The 19591-nt window shown below is 65.1% G+C and carries 17 protein-coding genes; 10 read left to right on the top strand and 7 right to left on the bottom strand.

What is annotated here, in order from left to right; all coding sequences use genetic code 11:
• Nucleotides 1-115 precede the first annotated feature (115 nt).
• Nucleotides 116-2980: an aminomethyl-transferring glycine dehydrogenase gene (gcvP, locus tag ACS5PJ_RS11840; RefSeq protein WP_439435075.1), complete on the top strand. Its 2865-nt coding sequence runs from the start codon at nt 116-118 to the stop codon at nt 2978-2980.
• A gap of 105 nt (nt 2981-3085) precedes the next feature.
• On the opposite strand, the gene ACS5PJ_RS11835 is transcribed toward gcvP, so the two are convergent.
• On the bottom strand, nt 3086-3610 hold the full coding sequence (locus tag ACS5PJ_RS11835) for a TspO/MBR family protein (RefSeq protein WP_439435127.1): 525 nt from the start codon (nt 3608-3610) through the stop codon (nt 3086-3088).
• Nucleotides 3611-3764: 154 nt separating this feature from the next.
• Between ACS5PJ_RS11835 and ACS5PJ_RS11830 the strand changes: the two genes are divergently transcribed.
• The 3 genes from ACS5PJ_RS11830 (at nt 3765) to ACS5PJ_RS11820 (ending at nt 7795) form a co-directional block, all read left to right on the top strand.
• The gene (locus ACS5PJ_RS11830) at nt 3765-4838 is read left to right on the top strand and encodes a lipid II:glycine glycyltransferase FemX (protein WP_439435074.1); all 1074 of its coding nucleotides are present in this window, start codon (nt 3765-3767) and stop codon (nt 4836-4838) included.
• Nucleotides 4839-4946: 108 nt separating this feature from the next.
• Nucleotides 4947-6263: a peptidoglycan bridge formation glycyltransferase FemA/FemB family protein gene (locus ACS5PJ_RS11825; RefSeq protein ID WP_439435073.1), complete on the top strand. Its 1317-nt coding sequence runs from the start codon at nt 4947-4949 to the stop codon at nt 6261-6263.
• A gap of 44 nt (nt 6264-6307) precedes the next feature.
• Entirely contained in the window at nt 6308-7795 is a 1488-nt protein-coding gene (locus ACS5PJ_RS11820) for a threonine/serine exporter family protein (RefSeq protein ID WP_439435072.1), read from the top strand.
• A gap of 16 nt (nt 7796-7811) precedes the next feature.
• Here the strand turns inward: ACS5PJ_RS11820 and ACS5PJ_RS11815 are convergent, their stop codons facing one another.
• Nucleotides 7812-8651, bottom strand: a complete 840-nt coding sequence (locus ACS5PJ_RS11815; RefSeq protein ID WP_439435071.1) for a siderophore-interacting protein — start codon at nt 8649-8651, stop codon at nt 7812-7814.
• 14 nt (nt 8652-8665) lie between these two features.
• Nucleotides 8666-9436, bottom strand: a complete 771-nt coding sequence (locus tag ACS5PJ_RS11810; protein WP_439435070.1) for a uracil-DNA glycosylase — start codon at nt 9434-9436, stop codon at nt 8666-8668.
• Nucleotides 9437-9550: 114 nt separating this feature from the next.
• Between ACS5PJ_RS11810 and ACS5PJ_RS11805 the strand changes: the two genes are divergently transcribed.
• The 5 genes from ACS5PJ_RS11805 (at nt 9551) to groL (ending at nt 14144) form a co-directional block, all read left to right on the top strand.
• Entirely contained in the window at nt 9551-9880 is a 330-nt protein-coding gene (locus ACS5PJ_RS11805) for a DUF3263 domain-containing protein (protein WP_354146652.1), read from the top strand.
• 51 nt (nt 9881-9931) lie between these two features.
• On the top strand, nt 9932-10564 hold the full coding sequence (locus tag ACS5PJ_RS11800) for a LytR C-terminal domain-containing protein (protein WP_439435069.1): 633 nt from the start codon (nt 9932-9934) through the stop codon (nt 10562-10564).
• A gap of 172 nt (nt 10565-10736) precedes the next feature.
• The gene (locus ACS5PJ_RS11795) at nt 10737-10943 is read left to right on the top strand and encodes a cold-shock protein (RefSeq protein ID WP_439435068.1); all 207 of its coding nucleotides are present in this window, start codon (nt 10737-10739) and stop codon (nt 10941-10943) included.
• Complete coding sequence (locus ACS5PJ_RS11790; RefSeq protein ID WP_439435067.1) at nt 10940-12223, top strand: ABC transporter substrate-binding protein; 1284 nt, start codon at nt 10940-10942, stop codon at nt 12221-12223. The genes ACS5PJ_RS11795 and ACS5PJ_RS11790 overlap by 4 nt, the downstream gene beginning before the upstream one ends.
• 292 nt (nt 12224-12515) lie before the next feature.
• Entirely contained in the window at nt 12516-14144 is a 1629-nt protein-coding gene (gene groL, locus ACS5PJ_RS11785; protein ID WP_108600340.1) for a chaperonin GroEL, read from the top strand.
• Nucleotides 14145-14245: 101 nt separating this feature from the next.
• Here groL and ACS5PJ_RS11780 read toward each other — a convergent pair whose 3' ends face one another.
• Nucleotides 14246-15562 carry an ABC transporter substrate-binding protein gene (locus ACS5PJ_RS11780; protein WP_439435126.1) on the bottom strand — a complete coding sequence of 439 codons (1317 nt, stop codon included), beginning with the start codon at nt 15560-15562 and terminating at the stop codon, nt 14246-14248.
• Between the two features lie 235 nt (nt 15563-15797).
• Between ACS5PJ_RS11780 and ACS5PJ_RS11775 the strand changes: the two genes are divergently transcribed.
• Complete coding sequence (locus ACS5PJ_RS11775; RefSeq protein ID WP_439435066.1) at nt 15798-16823, top strand: RNase H family protein; 1026 nt, start codon at nt 15798-15800, stop codon at nt 16821-16823.
• A gap of 78 nt (nt 16824-16901) precedes the next feature.
• On the opposite strand, the gene ACS5PJ_RS11770 is transcribed toward ACS5PJ_RS11775, so the two are convergent.
• From ACS5PJ_RS11770 to ACS5PJ_RS11760, 3 genes are all read right to left on the bottom strand, one after another.
• Complete coding sequence (locus ACS5PJ_RS11770; RefSeq protein WP_439435065.1) at nt 16902-17189, bottom strand: WXG100 family type VII secretion target; 288 nt, start codon at nt 17187-17189, stop codon at nt 16902-16904.
• Nucleotides 17190-17297: 108 nt separating this feature from the next.
• Entirely contained in the window at nt 17298-18809 is a 1512-nt protein-coding gene (locus tag ACS5PJ_RS11765; protein WP_439435064.1) for a sensor histidine kinase, read from the bottom strand.
• Nucleotides 18810-18811: 2 nt separating this feature from the next.
• Complete coding sequence (locus tag ACS5PJ_RS11760; RefSeq protein ID WP_439435063.1) at nt 18812-19522, bottom strand: response regulator transcription factor; 711 nt, start codon at nt 19520-19522, stop codon at nt 18812-18814.
• Nucleotides 19523-19591: the final 69 nt, after the last annotated feature.

The raw sequence follows: 19591 nt of genomic DNA, 5'->3' as shown, positions 1-19591 counted from the left end.
CGGGCATCGCTATTTGCCCGCCCGTCTGCGGCGGAGGAGAATTAGTCCTGGTGTGGCCGCGCTCGGCCGTGCAAGTCCTCCCCAGGAATCCCTCGGGCCGAAAATGGAGTTCCTTGTGAGTGTAAATTCAGCCTCTGCCACGTTCGTGGACCGGCATATCGGTGCCCGCCGCCAGGCCGACATCGACACCATGCTCAAAGCTGTCGGATGCGATTCCGTGGACGCGCTGGTGGATACCGCAGTCCCTGATGCCATCCGCCAGGCCAGGCCGCTTGCCCTTAGGGACGCCCTCAGTGAGGTTGAGGTCCTTGCGGAGCTGCGGAAGCTTGCCGGGAAGAACAAGACGGCTGTGCAGATGATCGGGCAGGGCTATTACGACACCGTGACTCCTGCGGTGATCCGCCGGAACGTGCTCGAAGCGCCTGCCTGGTACACCGCTTACACCCCGTACCAGCCCGAGATCAGCCAGGGCCGGCTTGAGGCTTTGCTGAATTTCCAGACCATGGTCCAGGACCTGGTGGGCCTGCCGATCGCCAACGCGTCGCTGTTGGATGAAGCCACCGCGGTGGCCGAGGCCGTGCTGATGATGCGCCGGGCGAACAAGAACAAAGAGGCCCACGACGGCAAGACCGTCCTGGATGCCGATGTGATGCCGCAGACCATTGCGATTGTGAAGGGCCGGGCCGAGGCGCTCGGCTTCGAGGTCGAGGTCGCCGACCTGTCCAAGGGCCTGCCCGAGGGTGTCATCAACGGCATCGTCCTGCAGCAGCCGGGCGTGTCCGGCCGCGTCTTCAACCACGCCGAGGTCATCAAGGAAGCGAAGGAACGCGGCGCACTGGTTACTGTGGCCGCTGACCTGCTGGCCCTGACGCTGATCACCCCTCCGGGGGAGCAGGGCGCGGACATCGCCGTGGGTTCAACGCAGCGTTTCGGGGTGCCGTTGTTCTTCGGCGGCCCGCACGCCGCGTACATGGCGGTGGCGAAGGGCCTGGAGCGGTCGATGCCCGGCCGCCTGGTGGGTGTGTCCAAGGACGACGCCGGTGTCCCCGCCTACCGCCTGGCATTGCAGACGCGTGAGCAGCACATCCGCCGTGAAAAGGCGACCTCGAACATCTGCACCGCGCAGGCGCTGCTGGCCATCGTCTCGTCCTTCTACGCGGTCTACCACGGCCCGGACGGCCTGAAAGCGATCGCCGAGCGCGTCCACGGCCACGCCACCACCATCGCTGCCTCCCTCAAAGAGGCGGGCATGGACGTTCTGCATACGAGTTTCTTCGACACGGTGAGTGTCTCTGTGCCGGGCAGGGCGGGGGCAGTAGTGTCGGCCGCCGCCGGCAAGGGGATCAACCTGCGCAGCATCGATGAGGACACGGTGGGAGTTTCCGCTGACGAAACGACGACACCCGGGATCGTTGCCGACGTCGTGGCGGCTTTTGGTGCATCGCTGGTTGACGCGGCCGCCGTCAACGGCACCGCATTCCGACTTGAGGCCGCGGTTGCCCGCACCTCGGAGTACCTGCAGCATCCGGTGTTCAACACGCACCGTTCCGAGACGCAGCTGCTGCGTTACATCCGCCGCCTCTCGGACCGTGACCTGGCGCTGGACCGGACGATGATCCCGTTGGGTTCGTGCACGATGAAGCTGAACGCGACCGCGGAGATGGAGGCGATTTCCTGGCCGGAGTTCGCCTCGATCCACCCGTTCGCCCCGGACTCGCAGACGGTGGGCTGGCGGGAGCTGATCACCGGGCTGGAGAATGATCTGGCGGAGATCACCGGTTACGACCAGGTGTCTTTGCAGCCGAACGCGGGGTCCCAGGGTGAGCTCGCTGGCCTGCTCGCGATCCGGGGTTACCACCGCGCCAACGGTGACACGCAGCGGAACGTGTGCCTGATCCCGGCGTCCGCGCACGGCACGAACGCCGCCTCGGCTGTCCTGGCCGGGATGAAGGTCGTCGTGGTGGCCACGGCCCCTGATGGCACGATTGACCACACGGATCTGTACGCGAAGATCGAGGCGAACAAGGACGCCCTGTCCGCGATCATGATCACCTACCCTTCCACCCACGGGGTGTACGACGCGGATGTGACCGAGATCTGCGACGCCGTGCACGCCGCGGGCGGGCAGGTCTACGTGGACGGGGCGAACCTGAACGCCCTCGTGGGCCTGGCGCAGCCGGGCAAGTTCGGCGGGGACGTCTCGCACCTGAACCTGCACAAGACCTTCTGCATCCCGCACGGCGGCGGCGGCCCCGGTGTGGGCCCGGTCGCGGCGAAGGCGCACCTGGCCCCGTTCATGCCCTCGGATGCGAACAAGGCGGCGCACGAGGACGGCCACGGCGTCGCGATCAGCGCGTCGAACTACGGCTCGGCCGGGGTCCTGCCGATCTCGTGGGCGTATGTGAAGCTGATGGGCGCCGAGGGCCTGACCGAGGCGACGAAGGCTGCGCTGCTCGCGGCGAACTATGTCGCGGCACGCCTGAACGAGTACTTCCCGGTCCTGTACACGGGTGAAGGCGGACTGGTGGCGCACGAGTGCATCCTGGACCTGCGCGAGCTGACCGCGAGGACCGGGGTGACGGCGGAGGATGTGGCCAAGCGGCTGATCGATTACGGTTTCCACGCCCCGACCCTGGCGTTCCCGGTTGCGGGGACGCTGATGGTGGAGCCCACCGAGTCCGAGGACCTGGCCGAGATCGACCGGTTCATCGAGGCGATGATCAGCATCCGCAAGGAAATCGACCAGGTCGCGGCCGGCGACTTCACCGTCGCCGATTCCCCGCTGCGCCACGCACCGCACACCGCGGCCGCCGTCGTGAACACCGACTGGACCCGCGGATACTCCCGCGAGCAGGCCGTGTTCCCCCTCCACCACCTCAAGCAGGACAAGTACTTCCCGCCCGTAGGCCGGATCGACGGCGCCGCCGGAGACCGCAACCTCATCTGCTCCTGCCCGCCGCTCTCCGAGTTCGAAAACTAGGTTCAGCGCCATCTGGGTCCCCGTTGACGTTGGGGGCTGGCATCCGGCAGTGTGCGTCAAAGCGACGGAGGAGCAGCACACAGAGGATGTCAGACCCAACGACGCTCAGTTGTTCAGGGCAGCCCAGATGTTCAGGCTGGTGGCAAATACCAGCCAGGAGATGTAGGGGAGCAGAAGCAGGCCGGCTGTGCGGCTGATCGGACCGAAGTAGAGGACTGTGATGGTTACCGCGACGATCAGGACAACGATGATGGCCACAGCGATCCAGAGTGCCGGGGTTCCGATCGACGGATAGAGGCCGAAGAACACCGGTGTCCAGGCGAGGTTGAGCAGGAGTTGGACACCGTACGCGATCAGGGCAGGCCTGGACCGCTCGGACCGGCTGCGCCACACAAGCCAGGCCGCCACCGCCATGGAGGTGTACAGCAGGGTCCAGGCCGGACCGAAAACCCAGTTCGGCGGAGACCAGGGCGCTTTGTCGGCGCTGAGGTACCAGCCCTCAACATTGTTCACCGTGGCAACGGCGCCCAACCAGGCCACCAGGGCCGAAGCTCCCAGGAAGGCCGCCAGGCCGGTCACCTGCACACCCGGCGTGTACTCTTCCCGGGTTGCTGGTCCTTGAGCGGACATGTCTGGATGCGCCTGCATGGCTCAACCCTTGCCAAGCGTGCACCTGGAGTCAAGGCGGCCCTGAGCGGATCAGGCTTTAGACTTGTGGCTACATGTCCGCACGCAGCCACGACTACAGAACAGTGCACAAACCCTGAGATTGGACACGGCCCCTTTGCGAGAATTTACCGCACGTTTTGCCACAGCCGAAGAAATTGAGAACTGGGACAAGCACGTCACGGCCAACCCCAATGGGGGCAATATGCTGCAGTCCGCCGCTTATGCAACGGTGAAAAACGGCAATGGCTGGAGCGCCCGCTTCCTGGTCCTTGAGTCGGCAGGAACCGCCAGCTACAACCTGGTTTTGGAGAAGAAATTCCCGGTACTCGGCCGCCTGTGGTACCTGATCAAGGGCCCGGACCTGGGCTCCGTCGATGATCTCAAGCCCGCACTGGAAGCGTGCGCGGCACTTGCCCGGAGCCACAGACTCAGCGTTTTCACCATCAAGGTTGAACCGGACATTGTTGCCTCCCCGGAGGTCCAGGCACAGCTCGCTGAGGCCGGCCTGGTGAAGGCCCCCAACATCCAGTCCAACGACTCCACCGCTCTGCTGGACATCTCGGCCCCGGAGAGCCAGGTACTCCGCGCCGTCTCCTCCCGCGCCCGCAATGCCATCCGCCGCGCCGAGCGTGAAGGCTGCGAAGTGGTTCAGCAGGCGCCAACCCCTGAAACATACAAGGCCCTTTACGATCTGATGGCGGACACCGTCAGCGCCAAGGGCTCCATGCCTCTGCGAAGCCTGGAGTACTACACCCGGTTCTGGGACGAATTCTGCAACCGCGGCCAAGGCAGCTTCTTCTTCGTCTACGAGGACGGCAAGCCCAGCGTCGGCGCCTTTGTGATCAATTACGGGTCCAAAGCCACGTATAAGGACGGCGGCTCAACCCAGAACCGCAAACAGTACGGCGACTCCCACCTGGTCCAGTGGGCAGCGATACGGCGCATGCAGGAACTGGGCTGCACCGAGTACGACTTCTGCGGGACGCCTCCGGCCGGCCGGATCAAGGACAAGTCCCATTCCCTCTACGGCATGGGCATGTTCAAGACAAGCTTCACCAAGACGGTCACGGATTTCGTGGGCTGCTACGACTACGTGCTCGCCCCGCTCCGGCATGCCCTGTGGGTCAAGGGCGCCGAAAGGATCTTCCGGCGGATCGAAACCGCACGCACCGGCCACCAGTTCTACTGACAGCGTTCGCTGACACCCGACCTCCCCGACTTCCCGCCTCCCCGACTTCCCACCACCACCGCCCGCGCTGCCCCAGCCGGCAGCCCAGCGATAGATGAGGTTATTTCCGTGAATCCCACCAAGGCCGCAACCGCGCTCGAGTTCGGCGTCCTCAGCGACGCAGAGTTCGAGGCCTTCTCCGTCAACCACCCGCACAACAGCTTCATCCAGTCCGCAGACTTCACCCGCTTCCAGCGCGCCCGCGGACAGGACGTGGACCTCTTCGGTGTCCGGCGCAAGGGCGAGCTCGTAGCCGCCGGCAAACTGAACTACACCACCAACCGGTTCGGCTACCGCGTGTGCGAATGCGCCAAGGGCCCCCTCATGGACTACACGGACGCCGCCCTGGTCAGCGACGTCGTCGGACTTCTCAAAGGACGCGCGGCGGACCGCAAGGCCGCAGAACTGCGGATTTCCCCCAACCTCCCGTTCATCGCCCGCGATGCCGACGGCGCCGAGCACCCGGAAATCGCTGACAACAGGCCGCTGGTGGCCGAACTGGCCGGCCTCGGCTTTGAGCACCAGGGCTCCGATATGAACTTCGCCAACGTCAACTGGATGTTCATCAAGAAACTCGACGGCATCAAGGACGCCGAGGAACTCATCATGGGTACCAGCTACCGGACCCGGAAAGCGATCCGGAAGGCTGAAAAAAACGGTGTGTTCCTGGAGCAGGCCACGCTGGAGACCCTCGATGAGTTCTACGACGCGCTGAGCACTGCCGGGGATGAGAAGGGCTTCATCTACCGGGAACGCGAATACTACGAACAGCTCCTGCGGACCACATCGGCCGAGTTCACCAAACTCATGATGGCCAAGATCGACATCCCCGCTTACCGGAAATCCATCACCGAACGCCTGGAAGCAGAGTCCGCCTCCGCAGCCGAGCTGCGCCGCGAGGTGGAAGAGACCGGCAGCAAAAAGAAGGCCAACCGCCTCAAAGTGGTCCAGGACCTTGTGGACAGCTATGAGCGCAGCCTCAAGGACATTGAGCGGTTCCCGGACTCCGTAGGCGTGGCAACCGTGGCCGCCATCCACTTTGTCTGCTTCGGCGGCGAAGTCACGTGCGTGATCGGCGGCACCAAGCAGGACTACATCTACTTCAACGGTGCCACCTCCCTGTACTGGGGGATGATGCTGCACGCGCTGGAAAAGGGCTACTCGCGGTACAACTTCTACGGCACGTTCGGCATCCAGGGCCAGGATGAGGAAGGCCACGGCGGCTACGAGTTCAAGAAGGGCTTCGGCGGTGACGTGGTCCAACTGGTGGGCGACTTCGTGATGCCGGTACGGCCGCTCGTTTTCCGGGCCAACCGCCTGGGCCGTGCGGCCCTCGCCGCGGCGCGGACCCTCCTGGGCAGGCTGCCCCTGAAGCGCCAGGCGTAGTTCCCGGGACAACAGGCACTCATCAGACAGGGAGGAGGATCAGCGTGACCAATCGACGTGACCATCCGCGGGGCAGGCCCGCCACCGACGGGCTGCCGAAAACCGAGCGGCTGACGCCCTCCCAGATAGGCCAGGACGCGGCGGCCAAGAGGATGCTGCGGCGCCTGGTCCAAGGGGAGCACCCGCCGACGGCGCCGATGAGCATCGTGGACAGGCTCGCCGGGAGCCCCTACGCCAACCCGATGATCCAGGTGGGAGGTGTGGACACCTCGGCGCGCAAGACCCTGGATTTTGCCCTGCACCTGGCCGAGACCATGTTCCGGTACGGGGCCGGCGCCCTTGAAGTTGAGACAAGCATCATCGCCGTCACGGCGGCACTGGGCCTGAAGAACATCGAGGTGGACATCACCAACCAGTCGGTGGCCATCAACTATGCGCCCAAGGACCAGCCGCCCATCGCCCTGCTCCGTGTCGTGCGGTCCTGGACCAACAACTATGCCGGACTGGCCAAAGTACACCGGCTGGTGACGGACATCGTGGCCGGGGGAGTGGGCCGTGATGAGGCCATCCGCCGCCTGGACGAGGCGATCACCAGCCCCAAACCCTTCCCGCGCTGGATGGTCACTGTGGCCTTCGGCGTCTTCGCGGCCGCGTTCGTGGGGGTGCTGGGCGGCGGTCCTGTGTCCTCCGCCATTGCCTTCGTGGCCAACATCGGCGTGAGCCTCCTGGCCCGTCAGCTGGGCCGGTGGCGGGTTCCTGACTTCTTCACGACGGCGGCGTGCGCGTTCGCCGTCACGCTCAGCGCGCTGCTGCTGTGGCGCTTTGACCTGACCACCTCGCCGGCCATTGTGGTGGTGGGCGGCATCCTGCTGCTCCTGCCCACCGGGCGGCTGGTCTCGTCCGTCCAGGATGCCATCAACGGCTTCCCGGTGACCGCGGCCGGCCGGTTCCTGTCCACGTTGCTCACCTTCGGAGCGATCGTCGCCGGCATCGCGGTGGCCTTCGTGGTGGGGGCCATGACCGGAATGCAGCCGATCAGTGTCACCCAGACCTTCCCGCCGGCCTACGATCTCTGGGTCCTCGTGATCCTGACCGCCGTCGCAGTGATAGCCATCGGCGTCACCGAGCAGACGTCCTGGGACCTGTTGTTGCCCACCGCAGGCGTCGGGGTGGCAGGCTACTTCGTGCTGCTGGGCGCCGGGCAACTCGGCGTCGGCGACCGGTTCTCCCCGGCGCTCGCCGCCGTCGTGATCGGCCTGCTCGCGAGAGTGGTGGCGCTGAAGATGGGCGCTCCGCAGCTGGTGGTGGCGGTACCGGCGGCGCTCATCCTGCTGCCCGGGCTCACGATCTTCCGCTCGATGTACGTGCTGACCATCGAGGAGTCCGAAATCCTGCTGGGCGCCGGTGGCATGCTCAACGCCGGCGCGATCGTCCTGGGCACAGCGGGCGGGATTGTGCTCGGCGACACCCTCGCCAGGCCGCTGACCCGCAGCCTGGCCAGCAATGAGCGGCGCCGCGCCCGCCGCCGTTGACCGTCGGGGCCGGGTGTCAGATCTTTCCGACCGGCAGCTTTTTCTCTGCCTGGAAATCGTCCTCAACCCGGCCCTTCGCCCAGTAACCCGACAGGGAAACCTGGCTCCGTTCCAGGCCGCGCTGAACAAACAGCACGTCCCGCAGGGCCTTCATGTAGCCGCGCTCGCCGTGGGCAAAGACGTCCACCCGCCCGTCCGGCCACTGTGCATCGGCGACCGCAGCAACCAGGAGGTCGCTCTCTCCGGCCGGTACGCCGTTGCGGCGGAGCCAACTGACCTGGATTCCCGGGGGTGCTGCGATCGGCTGGATGTCGGCGTCGCTGTCCACCTCAAGGAACGCCAGTCCCCTCGCGTCAGGCGGAAGCGTTTCGAGGGCGGCCGCAATGGCAGGCAGAGCGGCCTCATCGCCGGCGAAAAGGTACCAGTCGGCGTCGGGCGAGGGGTTGTAGGCCCCGCCCGGACCCGTGAAGGTGATCGCGTCCCCCGGCTGCGCGGCATCCGCCCATGGCCCGGCCAGTCCTTCGTCGCCGTGGATCACGAAGTCGATGGCCAGTTCCCGGGCCTCAGCGTCGACCCACCGGACCGTGTACGTGCGCGTGTACGGCCACTGGGCCCGGGGCATGGTTTCGCGGATGGTCCACAGGTTCAGCGGCTGCACGTAGTCCACACCCGGCTGCGGAAAAACGATCTTGATGTAGCGGTCCACGAAGCTGTTGTTGACGAAATCCGCAAAGCCGTCGCCGCCGGCGATGATCCGCACCATGTGCGGTGAGAGTTGTTCGCGTCGGATCACCGTGAGGTCGATCTGGGGGCGGGACTTCCTGGAGGCGCTCGTGGCTGCGGGGACTGTGCTCATAAGGCAACCCTAAGCTAAGCGGCCTGGGGGAGCTCCCAGATTACGCCCGGGCAACCCTGTTCCTGCAGGAGGCCGTTGATTTTGCTGAACGGCCGGGAGCCGAAAAAACCGCGCGACGCCGACAAGGGGCTGGGGTGGGCGCTGGACACAACGGCTGCACCGCTCAGGAGCGGCCGGACACTTTCCGCATCCTTTCCCCACAGCACCGCGACGAGCGGAGGCCTGCCGCCGTCGGGTGTGCGCCGGTTCGCAACCGCGGTGACGGCCGCCGTCGTGATGGCCTCCCAGCCCTTGCCCCGGTGGGATCCGGCGCTGCCGGCACGGACGCTCATGACGCGGTTCAGCAGGAGAACACCCTGGTCCGCCCAGGTGGAGAGATCGCCGTGGACGCGGGCCGGAATTCCGAGATCGGCCTCCAGTTCGCGGTAGATGTTCGCCAGGCTCCGGGGAATGGGGCGGGTCCTCGCGTCGACCGCGAACGACAGACCGACCGCATGGCCCGGCGTCGGGTAGGGGTCCTGGCCCACCACCAGGACTTTCACGCCGGCCAGGGGTTGGCGAAAGGCGCGCAGAACGTTCGACGGCGAGGGGAGCACGCGGTGCCCGGCGGCAACCTCCGCTGCGAGGAAGGTGAGGACGCCGCGGAGCTGGGGCTCAACGTCAGCCAGCGCTTCCGCCCAGTCCGCGGCCATCAGTTCCGGAAGCGGCAGTGCGGCCATCGCCGCGAAGCCGGGGGCGTCTGCCGGGTCCGGCTCCAGTTCGAATAAAGCGTCAGAATCAAACACGCTCCCATTCTCGCAGGGACACGGGCCAGGGCACGGCGGTGGAAATGACAATGGTGTTATTCGCGCCGTAGCATGGGGGTCAGACATTTTACGTAACCAGCGAAGGGGAGTGCCGTGGCGGAACCTGCTCGGGAGCACCTGCCGGAGCCGGAGGAACGGGCCTCACTGCTGGCGGATTTCACGCTGCGTGACTCCTCCCTGAGCGAGCGTGACCAGCAGATGCTCGCCCTGGAACGCCAGTGGTGGAAGTACGCCGGCGCCAAGGAACAGGCCATCAGGGAGCTGTTCGATCTGTCCGCGACACACTACTACCAGCTGCTCAATGCCCTCATCGACACCGAGGCTGCGCTGGCCCATGACCCCATGCTGGTCAAGAGATTGCGTAGACTACGTACGTCGCGTCAGCGGGCACGCACTGCACGCCGCCTGGGTTCCGACGCCTGACCACGTAGGTGCTGAGCCATCAGCAGCAATCAACAAGGATGTCTCACCACCATGACCAAATACGCTCGGGATGAATTCGACAAGGTCCCGGAGACCGCCACGCGCCAGGGTGTCCACCGTACGGCCTCGGCGCCCGCACGGCGCAAACTCTGGCCGGTCCTTGCAGTCGGGGTCGTTGCATTGGCCATCGGCCTGGTTGCTTTTCTGATCCTTCCCAAACTCGGAATCACCCAGGCCGGGAGCCAGACGTCCACCAGCCTTGAATCCACTGCATCACCGGAGGCAAGCGCAGCAGCGCTGGCCACCACCGGGGCCTCCCCGGGCGCGCAGCCCTCAGAAAGCCCGGTGGCCGCGGGCGCCAAGGCCGAGCCGAGCGCTACACCCACTGCCACGCCGTCGGCCGCTCGTTTGGACAAAACCAAGGGCGTTGCAATTTACAACGCCGCCGGAACTGCCGGACTCGCCGGGCGCATCAGCTCTCTGGTCCAGGCCGACGGCTGGACGCTCGGGCAGGTGGGCAACTGGGGAGGAGCCCCGCAGCCGACTTCTGCGGTCTTCTATTCAGGTGCCGGCCAGAAGGCCAACGCCGAGGCAATCTCCACCCTACTGAGCATCCCCACGGTGGTCCAAAGCTCCGACTTCCAGGTCCCGCTGGTGGTTGTCCTCGGACCTGACTACCGGTAGGACTGCCGGGTTGGCCTGGATCCCCCTGGGGCTCCAATAACGTTTGGGCTTCGTCCCGGCCGTGTGCCTCGGCCTTCCGGAAGGCTTGTGGCTAGAGTGATTTCAGGCCTTGGTCCGTAACTCGCGGCACACAGCGGCGTGGACCGTCGGCACTACGGAAAGAGTGGACATCATGGCATTGGGAACCGTCAAGTGGTTCAACGCCGAAAAAGGCTATGGCTTCATCACCGTGGACGGATCCGGGGACGACGTCTTTGTGCACTGGTCCGCCATCGAGGGTGAGGGTTACCGCGCGCTCGATGAGGGACAGCGTGTCGAGCTCGAAATCGGCGAAGGCGAGAAGGGCCCCCAGGCAGAAAACGTCCGGCCTGCAGAGTGAAGCCGGCAATTTTCACCTCAGCCTCCCGTGTTGCCGCGTTCCGCGCAGTGGCCGGCGGCGCCGTCCTGCTGGCGCTGGCTGGCTGCTCGGGCACAGCGGGCAATGCCCGGCTGGATGCCGCCGAAGCGTCAGGTGATGGGACGCTGCGCATCGGGCTGATCCTGGACAGCACAGGGGATCAGGGTTTCCTCAATGATTCCCAGCTCGCCGCCGCGACACTGGCCGTGAAGGAAATCAACGCTGCCGGCGGTCACAAGGGCAGGCCGGTTGAGCTCCTTCCCGCTCAGGCAGGCAGTGACTCCGCCGCCCAGGCCGCGGAGCTGGTGACTGCAAAGGCTGACGTGGTGATCGGACCGGCGGACTCGAGCCATGCTCCCGCCGCCATCGACGTCCTGTCCAAAGCCCGGATCACACTGATCTCGCCGGCGAACTCCGCGGCAGGCCTTAGCGGCTATAAGAGCGGCGGTTACTACTTCCGGACTGCTGCAGCGGACGTTGCCCAGGCTTCCGTGCTGGTGAAGCTCGCCAAGGACGGCGGCGCCAAGAGCGTGGCCGTGGTCCATCAGGACAGCGCCTACGGCAAGGATGTGGCGGCGGCGGTGGCAACTGCTGCAAAGAACGCCGGCCTGGACACCGTTGCCACAGCGGAATTCAAGCCCGGCGACGCCCGGAAAGCAGCCTTGGCGGCCCAGGCCGCCAAACCTGACTCCGTGGTGCTGATCGCCAGGGACGATGCCCAGGGGGCCCTCGCCGAGCTCAACAATGCAGGGCTGTCCGGTAAGAAACTCGTCCTCAGCGACGGCGCCTTCGCCCAGTACGGTTCGGGGCTGGGGTCCAAGGCACTCGACGGTGCCCGGGCAGTGGTGCCCGGTGTCTTTCCCTCGGCGGACTTCCAGGCGCGGCTGGTGGCAGTTAATCCGGCATTGAAGGACCTTTCCTTCACAGCGGAGACCTACGACGCCGTGAACCTGGCCGTCCTGGCTTCCGCCGCTGCCCAAGACGACTCCGGACGCTCCATCGCAGCCAACCTGATCGCGGTGTCCAGCGGTACCGCGGGCGGCCAGACTGCCGCCCAGGCGGTCAAACCGTGCCTGTCATTTGCTGACTGCTTTGGCGTGCTGAAGACCGGCGCCGCCATAAATTACGACGGCGAATCGGGCCCGGTTGCCTTCGATGCCCACGGTGACATCACCACGGCCAACTTCATGGTGTTCACCTACGGCTCAGACAACAGGGCCTCGCTCAGCGGGCGTGAGGCGGCAGGGCGGACTGCGGGCTGATCGCCCGCGGCGAAACCGCCCCCCGGATGAGTGTCTTACCACGATGTTCGCTTGCACTCTTACCTATGGAGTGCTAATTATTGTGTTAGCACTCTTACGTACCGACTGCTAAAGCATCGTCCGGTTTAAAGCCGAAAACGAGGCTTCGCTAAGGTCGTGGAGCGAAAGAAATACCAAGCTGGAGTGAGATCCCCAGCCGGGGCATACAGAGGCCGCCGGTGAAGGATCGTCCGTCGCGGGCACTGCAGTGAGGTTCATTCTTAACGACTGTCCCGAAAGGACTACTGCCGTTATGGCCAAGATCATTGCATTTGATGAAGAGGCACGCCGCGGTCTTGAGCGGGGCCTGAACATCCTCGCCGACGCCGTCAAGGTCACCCTCGGCCCGCGTGGACGCAACGTCGTCCTCGAGAAGAAGTGGGGCGCCCCCACGATCACCAACGATGGTGTATCCATCGCCAAGGAGATCGAGCTGGACGATCCTTACGAAAAGATCGGCGCCGAGCTGGTCAAGGAAGTTGCCAAGAAGACGGACGACGTCGCCGGCGACGGTACCACCACGGCCACCGTGCTGGCACAGGCCCTCGTCAAGGAAGGCCTGCGCAACGTTGCCGCAGGTGCTGACCCGCTGTCCCTCAAGCGTGGCATCGAGAAGGCTGTCGAAGCCGTCACGGTTGAGCTGCTCGCCTCCGCCAAGGAAATCGAAACCAAGGAAGAGATCGCGGCCACGGCCTCCATCTCCGCCGGTGACGATGAAATCGGCGCCCTGATCGCCGAAGCCCTGGACAAGGTGGGCAAGGAAGGCGTCATCACCGTCGAGGAGTCCAACACCTTCGGCCTGGAGCTTGAGCTCACCGAGGGCATGCGCTTCGACAAGGGTTACATCTCCGCTTACTTCGTCACCGACGCTGAGCGCCAGGAAACGGTCCTTGAGGATCCATACATCCTGATCGTCAACTCCAAGATCTCCAACGTCAAGGAACTGGTTGCTGTCCTGGAAAAGGTCATGCAGTCGTCCAAGCCGCTGCTGATCATTGCCGAGGACATCGAGGGCGAGGCCCTGGCCACCCTGATCGTCAACAAGATCCGCGGCACCTTCAAGTCCGTTGCCGTCAAGGCTCCGGGCTTCGGCGACCGCCGCAAGGCCCAGCTCGCAGATATCGCAGTCCTCACCGGTGGCCAGGTCATCGCCGAGGAAGTCGGACTCAAGCTGGAGACCGCCGGACTCGAACTCCTGGGACGCGCCCGCAAGGTCGTTGTCACCAAGGACGAGACCACCATCGTTGAAGGTGCCGGCGACGCCGACCAGATCGCCGGCCGCGTTTCCCAGATCCGCGCCGAGATCGAGAACTCCGATTCGGACTACGACCGCGAGAAGCTGCAGGAGCGCCTGGCCAAGCTGGCCGGCGGCGTTGCAGTCATCAAGGCCGGTGCCGCAACCGAGGTTGAGCTCAAGGAACGCAAGCACCGCATTGAGGACGCTGTCCGCAACGCGAAGGCTGCCGTTGAAGAGGGCATCGTCGCCGGTGGTGGCGTTGCACTCATCCAGGCCGGCGCCAAGGCGTTCGCTAACCTGAACCTCACGGGCGACGAGGCAACCGGTGCGAACATCGTCCGCGTTGCCATCGACGCTCCGCTGAAGCAGATCGCCTTCAACGCCGGCCTCGAGCCGGGCGTTGTCGTCGACAAGGTCCGCGGCCTGCCTGCAGGCCACGGCCTGAACGCAGCAACCGGCGAGTACGTCGACCTGCTGGCTGCCGGCATCAACGACCCCGTCAAGGTGACCCGCTCTGCCCTGCAGAACGCGGCGTCCATTGCCGGACTGTTCCTCACCACCGAGGCCGTAGTGGCCGACAAGCCGGAGAAGAACGCTCCGGCCATGGGTGGCGGCGACGAGATGGGCGGCATGGGCGGCTTCTAGCCCCCATTGCCGGAATCCCTTCCGCACACAAAACGCGGCCCCCTCGCTGAGGGGGCCGCGTTTTTGTGTGCCCGCATACTCTGTCCTGAAGTTCGGCTGCGTTACTTGCGGGCAGTGGCGAGCATTCCCTCGACTTCTTTCTTGAAGGCCTCCGCTGCAGCCTGGGGAGTAAGCCTGTCGTAGAGGACTTCGTCGGTGAAGCGCTTGATAACGTTCTGGACGCTTCCTGCCCCTACCGGCGGAACCGGCGGAGCGTCGGCGATATCCGGGGCGATGTCCTTGAGGAACGCCACTACAGTGGTGTCCGCCGGCTTGAGCTCAGGGGTGATCTTCTCAACTATTTCGGAGTTGGCAGGCACGCCGCGGTCTGTCATGAGGATGGCGCCGGCTGCCGGGCTGTTGGCCAGGTAGTTGATGAACGTGGCGGCTGCCTCGGGGTTCTTGGACCGTGAGGATGCCGACCAGAACATGGTGGGCTTGTAGTACATTCCGTTGTCCGAGGACTTGCCGTCAATACTGGGTGCGCGGAGCATCTTGATGCCGCTGCCGGTGGTGGTTTCCAGTGAGCCGAGCTGATTGGTCCACCACCACGCCATGCCCACCCGGTTGGTGCCGAACAGGCTTTCCTCCAGGCCGGCTCCCGAGTCCTCTGTAGCAACCGTGGCGGGCGGGCTGGCCTTGGAATCGCGCTGTTCCTTCAGCCGCTCCCAGAAGGAGGCGGCGGTGGCGGTGTCGAAGCCGAGCTTTCCATCCTGTGAGTACAGGTTCTCGCCGTGCTGCCTGAGCCAGATAATGAGGTCGGCCTCGTTGCTGCCGTACGCCGCCCCGTAGCTCTTGCCGTCCCCGGCCGCGCTGAGCTTGCTTGCCGTCTCCGTAAAGTCGTCCCAGGTCCACGTGGTGTCGTCCGGAACCGGGACCTTGGCCGACTCGAACACCTTGGTGTTCGCCATGATGACGTAGGCGTTCTTGCCGGTGCTCAAACCGTACTGGGCGCCGTCATACTGGCCCGAGGCCAGGGATTCCTTGTCCAGTTTGGCTGTGTTGATCCCGGGCTGCTTGGAAAGGTCAAGCAAAGCTCCACGTCCGCCGTACTCGGCGATGTATTTCTGGTCCATCTGAATGACGTCGGGGGCATCATTGGCGGCGGTTTTTGTAGCCAGCTTGTCCCAGTAGCTGGCCCACTCACCGGGCTCGGACTTGATCTTGATGTTCGGGTGCTCCGCCTCGAAGGCGGAGATTACCCTTTGGGTCTGTGCGTTGAGGTATTCGTTTCCCCACCAGGCGAACCGCAGGGTGACTTCTTTATTGTTGTCGGACCCCGTGGACGCTCCGCATCCTGTAGCGAGCAGCGATACGGCCACTGCAACTGCGCCAAACTGGAACCTTCTCCGGCTAAAATTCCGGCTCTCATTCCGCATCTTCATTGATCTGCCTTCCTCATCCTCATGGAGCCGGGCCCCAGGTGTCCCGCGTCGGCGCCAGTGCCGGCGGACGTTACAAACGTGAGAAAGCGCTTTCTCAACAGATCTGATTCTGCAGGACATCCCCGGCCAGCGTCAAGACTTTCGGTAAGCGTTTTCCCATGGACGGGGAATGGTCTGCGCTGACGCACCCAAGTCAATGTTGTGGTGGGCCGTCTGGCAGGATAGTCCAGTGACGATTACTGCGGCGGCCGACGGTTCGGCCCTAGGAAACCCGGGACCCGCAGGCTGGGCCTGGTATGTGAACGATGACTGTTGGCGGGCCGGGGGGTGGCCCCATGGCACCAACAACCAGGGCGAGCTGATGGCAGTCCTCGATCTGTTCCGTGCTACCGCCCACGTTCCAGGTGAGGACCTGAGGGTGCTGTGCGACAGCCAGTACGTGATCAACTCCATCACCAAATGGATGCCGGGGTGGAAACGCAAAGGCTGGCGCAAGGCCGACGGCAAACCCGTTCTGAACGTTGAGCTCCTCAAAGAACTGGACCGGGAACTCGCAGGCAGGAAGTACACCTTCGAATGGGTCAAGGGCCACGCCGGCCATGATCTCAACGAAGCAGCAGATGAGCGGGCGCGCGCCGCCGCCACTGCATACCAGCAGGGCGTGGCAGCGCGTTCGGGCCCCGGCTTTGCGGGAGCCCCGGCTGGAACTGACCTGGCTCACGCAGGCCATGCCATGAGCGCCGCCGGGCCGGCGGCTGCATCAGCCCCGGCAGCTGCAACCCCGGTGGCCAAGGCCTCAGCGGCGACCAATGGCGGAACCGGCTCTTTCCTGCCCGGGACGTACGACGAGCCGGACCTCTTCAGCGAACTTGAGACCGATTCCTTTGGCGCGCCACACGCCAACGGCTCAGAGCCCGGTCCCGAAGAAATCGTGGAGGCGCTCGAGCGGGAGCTGGCAAGTTCGGAAGTCCGGGGCGACATCGGCCGCACCGGCGTTCTCCTCCATCCTGACTTCATGCAGATTGGTGCCGCTGGCAGGGTATGGACCCGCGACGCCATGATGATGGCCTTCGAGGAAGACCCAGGACACCCTGCTGAGCTGGAAATCCTGGGCGCGGACCGCATCGGCACCAGCGCGGTCCTGCTGACGTACCGAAGCTACTCGCGCTCGGGCACGACTCTCCGAAGTTCACTGTGGGTCCTCGACGGCAACAGATGGCGGCTCCGTTTCCACCAGGAGACGCCCGAAGCCTAGGCGTTTCCTGGTTCGGGCGGCGCCGGCGCCGCCGTCGCTGACTAGGGCGGGGGCGAAGCTCCCCATGGCTTCGGATGCTCAGCTGAACCGCTGCGTGTTGCCCTGCTCGGTCTGGGCATAGCTGGCCGCCGCAGAAGCCAGGGCCATGTTGATGGACGCCAGCGAAGCCTCGACCTTGCCCTGGGTGAGGGTCCACTCAGTCACGAGGGCCTGGAAGTTGTTGGCTGCCGAACCGTGCCAGCTGGCCTGGAGCTCGTCCAGCCCCCGCTTCATGGTCTGTACATCCGCGCTGATCCGGTCCACGGTGGCCCGGACGTTGGCTGATTTGAGCTGGAGCAGTTCGGTATCGACGGAAATGATACTCATGGTGGGGGCCTCTCGAAGTAGTGGACAGCATCCGCTGCCCGGCCCGGCTGCTCCGGGCCACTTCAACGAGCCTACGGAGGGGGCAGGGAGGCTTGCCACGCTGCAACGCTATATGTGGATAACCCTGCCGTCGCTGACCTCGCCTGCGCCGTCCTCACCCGCGCCGCCGTCGCCCGCGCCACGGTCGTCAATCGGGGCTTCGTCCCGGGCAGGCAGGCTGACCACGAGGGTGGCACCGCCGCCGTCGGTCTGTTCCACCCTGACAGAACCGCCGTGGGATCCGACGATGGCAGCGACAATCGCAAGCCCGAGGCCGCTGCCGCCGGTTTCACGGGTCCGGGAGGTGTCTGCCCGGTAAAAACGCTCGAAGACTTTTGCTGCGTCCTCCTCGGAAATACCCGGGCCGTGGTCCCGGACCTCAATGACGGACAGTGGTTGACCGTTGGCGGATGTCCGGAGGCCGACGGCAAGTTCGATCGGGCTTCCTTCGGGCGTGTAACGCAGGGCGTTGCCCACAAGGTTCCCCACCACCTGGCGCAGTTTAGCCTCGTCACCCAGCACAGGCGCCGGAGCGGCCGGGCCGCCGTCGAGCCCTACCAGGGCAACGGGACGGGCGCGGTCACTGGCCTGGGTATCCACCAGCGCGTCGTGGGCGATCAGCTGCAGGTCGACCGGCTTTTGCTGCAGGGGGCGCTGTTCGTCCAAGCGTGCCAGCAGCAGCAGGTCTTCCACCATGGAACCCATCCGCTTTGCTTCGCTCTCGATCCGGCCCATTGCCGTGGCAATGTCCTCGTCCGTGGTCAGTGCACCGTGGCGGTAAAGCTCGGAGAACCCCCTGATGGTCACCAACGGCGTCCGGAGTTCATGCGATGCGTCGGCAGCGAACCGGCGCATCCTGCCCTCGGAGGCGGTCCGGGCTGCAAAGGCAGTCTCGATGTGCGCCAGCATGGCGTTCAGCGAGCTGCCGAGCCGGCCGAGCTCCGTGCCGGGATTTTCGACGTCCACTCGCCGGGAGAGGTCCCCGGCGGCGATGGCAGCCGCGGTCTTCTCGACCCTGGCCAGCGGCCGGAAGGCCCGGGACACGGTCCAGCTGGCGATGAGGGACGCCAGCAGGAGCGTGATGAGGCCAACCCCGCAGACCACCAATGTGGCGTGCTTGAGGACGTCGTCCACGCTTTGCAACGGCAACCCGATCACGACGACGGCGGGACGCCCGCCGTTGAGGACCGTCACGGCCACCACACGCCAGTTCTCGCCGTCAGTGCCCCTGACCTGGTAGGGGCGGGCCTCGCGCTGCTGTGCTTCCTCCACGGAGATGCTGCTGATATCCGGGTGGTAGTCCGGGTCACCGCCGAACAGCTGGGCATCCTCGCCGGGCGTGTAGAGGATGAGGGAGTAGTCGGTGGGGACCATCGGGTTGCCCTGCAGCGGCGTGAACGACCGCTGCTTGCTGGCGAGGTCGACGGCGGCGTTGAGTTTGTCGTCCACCTGCCCCTGAAGATAACTATGCAGCAGCGTCAGGGTGCCCGCTCCGGTGGCGGTCAGGGCGACAATCAGCAAGGCCATGATCATGGCCACCAGTTGGGACCTCAGGGAGGCCGATTTCCACCGCTGCAGCAAGGTCAGCGCTTCTCTGCCGTCCGGAGTACGTAGCCCACGCCGCGTTTGGTCTGGATGAGGGCCGGGGCATCAGGATCGATGTCCACCTTGCGCCGGAGATAGGAGATGTAGGACTCCACAATCGAGGCGTCGCCATTGAAGTTGTACTCCCAGACGTGGTCCAGGATCTGGGATTTGGACAGCACCCGGTTGGGGTTCAGCATCAGGTACCGGAGCAGTTTGAATTCTGTGGGCGACAGTTCGATCACGGTGCCGGCGCGGCGCACTTCGTGGGCGTCGTCGTCGAGCTCGAGGTCATCCACCCGGATGACGGCGTCGTCGTCAAGGAGGGGCTGGGTGCGGCGAAGGACCGCCCGGATCCGGGCTACCACCTCGTCCAGGCTGAAGGGCTTGGTGACGTAGTCATCGCCGCCCACAGTGAGGCCGGTGACCTTGTCCTCGGTATCGTCCTTGGCAGTCAGGAAGAGCACTGGAAAATGCTTGCCTGAGGCCCGGAGCTTGCGGGTGACGGTGAAGCCGTCCATGTCCGGCAGCATCACGTCCAGCACCGCGAGATCGGGCGCGTGGAGCTCGGCGGCGGCCAGGGCGTCACGGCCGTTCCCGGCAGATACCACCTCGAAGCCGGCGAAGCGCAGCGATGTTGACAGCAGCTCGCGGATGTTCGGTTCGTCATCAACAACCAGCAGCTTGGCTTCGGGCCCGTTCTTTTTCATGCTCCCATCATGCTCCCAGAATCTGTGAGTTTTCTGGACGTTCACTGTGCTTTCGGCGGGAAGGCGGGG

The organism is Pseudarthrobacter cremeus, assembly GCF_051857465.1.
Classification (GTDB): domain Bacteria; phylum Actinomycetota; class Actinomycetes; order Actinomycetales; family Micrococcaceae; genus Arthrobacter.
Note: the sequence above shows the minus strand (reverse complement) of the source record. Positions and strands in the feature narration are given on the sequence as shown.